Raw genomic sequence first — 5,393 nt, 5'->3', positions numbered from 1 at the left:
TGGATCGCCCGCTTTCGCGGGCGATGACGGCGGAGTATGTGATCCAGGCTTAGCCGCGACGGCCGCACAAAATCCTGCTACGATTTAGCTCGAAGAAACCAAAAGGAGTCCACCATGAGCTGGCAACCCTCGAACGATCCCGTGCTCGGCGATCCCATGTCCTGCGATGCGCTCGATCTCGTCATCGTGCCGCGCACGCGCGATCTCGGCGACGGCTTCGCGGTACGCCGCGCGTTGCCGCACGGCAAGCGGCAGATGGTCGGACCCTTCATCTTCTTCGACCATTTCGGGCCGGTGCAATTCGTCTCAGGCAAGGGCATGGACGTGCGGCCGCACCCGCATATCGGGCTTGCTACCGTCACCTATCTGTTCGACGGCGCGATCATGCATCGCGACAGCGAGGGCAACATCCAGGAGATCCAGCCCGGCGCGATGAATTTGATGACGGCCGGCCGCGGCATCGCGCATTCCGAGCGCACGCCGGATGTCCAACGCGCCTCGGGGCAGAAGATGCTGGGCCTGCAAAGCTGGATCGCGCTGCCGGCAGGATCGGAAGAAATCGCCCCTTCGTTTCAGCACTACGGGGCGGGTGACCTGCCGATGGTCTCCGAGCGCGACTTCACCGCGAAGGTGATCGCGGGCTCGGCCTTCGGCGTCACTTCCCCTGTTTCGATGGTGTCGCCCTGGTTCTACACTGAGGTCACGGCGGCCGCGGGCGCGACCGTGCCGCTCGACCCCGATCACGAGGAGCGCGCCATCTACGTGGTCGACGGCGAGGTCGAGATCGCGAACGAGCGCTACGAGGGGCCGCGGCTGCTGATCTTCCGGCCGGGCGACCGCATCACGGTGAAGGCGCTCAAAGCCACGCGGATGATGTTTCTGGGCGGCGACGCGCTGGAGGGCCCGCGCCACATCTGGTGGAATTTCGTCTCCTCCAGCAAGGAGCGGATCGAGCAGGCCAAGCAGGACTGGAAAACCGGCCGCTTCGCTGCGGTTCCGCAGGAACATGAGTTCATTCCGCTGCCGGAATAGGCTATCCCGGTTTCCGGTCGCGCGATCAGGCGCGGCCGGATGTCCTGTCGCAAGGCCTTGCTCCGAAAGTTCTGCCGATGACCACCATGCTCTCCAGCGACCTGCCGCTGCCCAAGATCGGGCGCGGCAAGGTGCGCGATATCTACGCCGTCGACGACGACCGCCTGCTGCTCGTCACCACCGACCGCATCAGCGCCTTCGACGTCGTGATGGGCGAGACCATTCCGATGAAGGGCGCGGTGCTGACGCAAATCAGCGCGTTCTGGTTCAACGAGCTTGAAGGCGTGGTGCCGCATCACATGATCAGCGCCGACACCGACGAGATCATCGCCGCCGTGCCGGCCTTGAAGCCGCATCGCGCCGAAATTCTCGGCCGCGCCATGCTCTGCCGCCGCACCACGGTATTTCCCATCGAATGCGTGATCCGCGGCTACCTCTCGGGCTCGGCCTGGAAGGAATATTCAGCCAGCGGCACACTGGCCGGCGAGAAGCTGAAAGCAGGTCTGGTCGAGAGCGAGAAGCTGGAGCCTTCGATCTTCAGCCCCGCGACCAAGGCCGAGACCGGCCATGATGAGAACATCACCATCGCGAAGATGCGCGAGGTCGTCGGCGACGAGACGGCTTACACGCTCGAGAGCATGACGCGCGCGATCTACACGCTCGGCGAGGAGCTCGCCCGCGAGCAGGGCATCATCATCGCCGACACCAAGTTCGAATTCGGCCGCGACAAGAACGGCCGCATCATCCTGATCGACGAAGTCATGACGCCGGATAGTTCGCGTTTCTGGGCCGTCGACGCCTACAAGCCGGGCCAGCCGCAGGCGAGCTTCGACAAGCAGCCCTTGCGCGACTATCTCGACGTCGAGCGCCGCGCCGGCCGCTGGAATGGCGACGCCCCGCCGCCGCCTTTACCCGCAAGCGTGGTGGACGCGACCAGCAAGCGGTATCTGGAAGCATATCGCCGCGTGACGGGGCAGGATTTGAAGATCTAGCCCCACTCGGCACCTCTCGCTCCGTCATTGCCGGCCGGCTCGATGCCTCCCCTGCGTCGTCCTGGCGAAAGTCAGGACCCATACCGCGAGGTTTATCGCGTGCGTTCGGTGCAAATCCCGAATGCGCAGACTTCGCCAAACTGCTCCCTGGGTTAATGGGTCCTGGCTTTCGCCAGGACGACGACGAATGGCGGGCGCTTCGGTTTCTTCCATCCGGCTTGCAAGAATCCTGTTGCACTAGCCTCGCAGTCGTCTACCTCTCGGAGGGAAATATTCACGAGCGAGTGTTACGGCGTGACAGATCCAGCAATTGGCTTCACTCCGTCGGCCGGGCTCACTCCGGCCCTCAAGCGTGCGCTGACTGATATATTGGGCGGGAGCGCCGCCAGCGTCCTGACCGTCACATTCGGACTGTCCTACTCGCTGCTGATCTTCGCGGGGCCGTTGTCGCCCTATCTGTCCTACGGCATCACGGCCACTTTCGTCAGCTCTGCGGTGCTTGCGGCCGTCGTCGGGCTCGGCAGCTCCCTGCCCTTCGCGATTGCAGCCCCTGACAGCACGACCGCCGCGGTGACGGGTATCCTGGCAGCCTCGGTGGTCGAACGCATCGAGACGGCGCACCTGTCGGCGCTGTTGCTGTCACCAATCCTGATCACGCTCGGCCTGTCGACGATGCTGACAGGCTTGGTGCTGTGCGGGCTGGGCCTGACGCGGCTTGGCCGCGCCATCCGCTACGTGCCTTATCCGGTGGTCGGCGGCTTCCTGGGCGCAACCGGACTTCTCATCGTCATGGGTGCGGTCCGGGTGATCACCGACCACCCGCTGCAACTGGCGACACTGTCGCACTTCGCCAACCGCACGATCCTGCTGGAGCTGGGTGCCGCCTGCGCGATGGCGCTGGTGCTGTATCTCACCTGGCACCGCTCGCGCAGCCCGTTCGGACTGCCGATCATCCTGGTCGGCGGCGTGCTCACCGCGCATCTGGCGTTCTGGATCACCGGCGTCTCCTCCGATGAGGCGCACACATTGGGCTGGACCTTTCAGTCCCCACCGCAAGCGGTCTTCGTGCTGCCCTGGCACACCGACGATCTCGCCCGCTATCCCTGGTTTGCCATACCGGACCTGCTCGGCAACGTCGTCGCGGTCATCTTCGTCACGGCCTCCAGCACGCTGTTCAACACCACCGGCATCGAGGTGGCCACGCATCGCGAAGCCAACCTGGAGTGTGAGCTGAACGTCACCGGCGCCGCCAATATCCTGACCGGCATGCTGGGCGGCTATCCCGGCTGCAGCTCGACCAGCCGCTCGATGCTCAATTTCTCCAGCGGCGGCCGCGGGCGCCTGTCCGGCCTCACGGCCGCAGCGCTGTCGCTGCTGGTGCTCGCCGTCGCACCCGAGCTGCTCGGCTTCATCCCCAAATTCGTGCTCGGCGGCCTGTTGCTCTATCTCGGCGCCGACCAGCTGCACAAATGGATCATCGAGTCGCGCAAGCGGCTGTCGAAGCTGGAATATCTGTCGCTGATCGCCATCATCGCGATCATCGTGGCCTGGGGTTTCGTGCCGGGCATCCTGATCGGCGTCATCATCGGCTGCGCGACGTTTGCGTTCAGCGCCGCGCGGGTCGAGTCGATCAAATACAGTTTCGACGGCTCGGAGTACCGCTCCTCGCTCGATCGCTCGCGCGACGACCAGGAGGTGCTGCTGGCCCATGGCGGCAAGATCCGCGGCCTCAATCTCCAGAGCTATCTGTTCTTCGGCTCCGCCAACCGGCTCTATCAGCACGTCAAGCAGCTGCTGCAGGAACGCCCCGAATGCCGCTATCTGCTGTTCGACTTCAAGCTCGTCACTGGCGTCGATTCATCGGCCGCCTATAGCTTTGCCCAGATCAAGCGCAGCGCCGGCGAACTCGGCGTCGAGCTGATCCTGGTGCATCTGTCGGCCACAGCCGAGAAGGTGCTGCGCTCCAGCGACTTCGTCGGCGAGGGCGTCACCATCGTCCCCGAGCTCGATCGCGCGCTGGAATGGTGCGAGAACGAGCTCATCTCGCAGCATCAGGAGCTGGCGCAGGAAGAAGCCAGCCTGCGCGACTGGTTCACGCGAATGCTCGGCAGTGAGGACGGCGCCGACGAGCTGATCCGCCGCTGCCAGCGCATCGAGGTCGAAGCCGGCGAGGTCATCGTGCAAGCCGGCGACCCCGCCGATTCCATGCATTTCATCCTCGACGGCCGCGTCGGCATCATGATCCCGGCCGACGACGACCGCAGCACGCGCGTGCGCAGCCTCGGCCGTTACACCACGATCGGCGAGATGGGGCTGGTATCACAGACACCGCGCAGCGCCACCATCCAGGCCGAGGTCGACAGCGTGCTCTACGTGCTGAACACGCACCAATTCGACGCCATCAAGACCGAGGATCCCGCACTCAGCCACAAGCTGCTGACCTATTTCGTGTCTGTGATGGCGGAGCGGCTGACCTTTGCGAACCGCACGATCGCGGTGTTGCGACGTTGATTGGCGCGTAGCTTCGTCATTGCGAGGAGCTATTGCGACGCAGCAATCCAGACTGTCTCGGTGCGGAAGGCAATCCAGAATCCGTGCCGCGGAAATAGTTGGATTGCTTCGCTTCGCTCGCAATGACAGATTTGCTTCGCTTCGCTCGCAATGACGTGGAGGAATGACGGCGACCTAAACCCCCGCCATCATCACGTATTTGATCTCGACATATTCTTCCATGCCGTGATGCGAGCCTTCGCGGCCGAGGCCGCTCTCCTTGACGCCGCCGAAGGGTGCGACTTCGGTGGTGATCAGGCCGGTGTTGACGCCGACCATGCCCGACTCAAGCGCCTCGGCGACACGCCAGACGCGGCCGAGATCGCGGGAGTAGAAATACGACGCCAAACCGAACGGCGAAGCGTTGCACATCGCGATGACGTCGGCCTCGTCCTTGAAGCGGATCACCGGTGCGAGCGGGCCGAAGGTTTCCTCCTGCGCCACCAGCGAGTCCGGCTTGACGTCGGCAAGCACCGTCGGCTCGAAGAACGAGCGCCCGAGTTCGCTGCGCTTGCCGCCGGTGACGACCTTGGCACCCCGCTTGACGGCGTCCGCAATGTGGCGCTCGACCTTGTCGACCGCTTTCAAATTGATCAACGGGCCCTGCGTGACGCCGGTTTCCGTGCCGTCGCCGATCTTCATCGCCGCGACCTTCTTCGACAGCTTCTGCACGAACTCGTCGTAGATCTTGTCCTGGGCATAGATGCGGTTGGCGCAGACGCAGGTCTGGCCCATGTTGCGGTATTTCGAGACGATCGCGCCTTCGACCGCCGCATCGATATCGGCGTCGTCGAACACCACGAACGGCGCGTTGCCGCC

4 protein-coding genes are annotated in these 5,393 nt (G+C 64.2%); 3 read left to right on the top strand and 1 reads right to left on the bottom strand.

Features of this window, described 5'->3' with window-relative positions; all coding sequences use genetic code 11:
• The first annotated feature begins 114 nt into the window (after window positions 1-114).
• The 3 genes from IVB47_RS22985 (at window position 115) to IVB47_RS22975 (ending at window position 4,535) form a co-directional block, all read left to right on the top strand.
• Complete coding sequence (locus IVB47_RS22985; protein WP_247464532.1) at window positions 115-1,032, top strand: pirin family protein; 918 nt, start codon at window positions 115-117, stop codon at window positions 1,030-1,032.
• A 77-nt stretch (window positions 1,033-1,109) separates the two neighbouring features.
• Window positions 1,110-2,024 (top strand): phosphoribosylaminoimidazolesuccinocarboxamide synthase, encoded by a 915-nt coding sequence (locus tag IVB47_RS22980; RefSeq protein ID WP_247464530.1) that lies wholly within the window; start codon window positions 1,110-1,112, stop codon window positions 2,022-2,024.
• A 294-nt stretch (window positions 2,025-2,318) separates the two neighbouring features.
• Window positions 2,319-4,535 (top strand): SulP family inorganic anion transporter, encoded by a 2,217-nt coding sequence (locus IVB47_RS22975; protein WP_247464528.1) that lies wholly within the window; start codon window positions 2,319-2,321, stop codon window positions 4,533-4,535.
• A gap of 174 nt (window positions 4,536-4,709) precedes the next feature.
• Here the strand turns inward: IVB47_RS22975 and IVB47_RS22970 are convergent.
• Window positions 4,710-5,393, bottom strand: a 684-nt coding sequence (locus IVB47_RS22970) for an aldehyde dehydrogenase family protein (protein WP_247464526.1), incomplete at its 5' end; no start/stop codon positions are given.

It is taken from the genome of Bradyrhizobium sp. 62, assembly GCF_023073035.1.
Classification (GTDB): Bacteria; Pseudomonadota; Alphaproteobacteria; order Rhizobiales; family Xanthobacteraceae; genus Bradyrhizobium.
Note: the sequence above shows the minus strand (reverse complement) of the source record. Positions and strands in the feature narration are given on the sequence as shown.

Coding starts and splice junctions, on each gene's coding strand:
- IVB47_RS22985 (WP_247464532.1), top strand. CDS start 115: ATGAGCTGGCAACCCTCGAACGATCCCGTGCTCGGCGATCCCATGTCC.
- IVB47_RS22980 (WP_247464530.1), top strand. CDS start 1,110: ATGACCACCATGCTCTCCAGCGACCTGCCGCTGCCCAAGATCGGGCGC.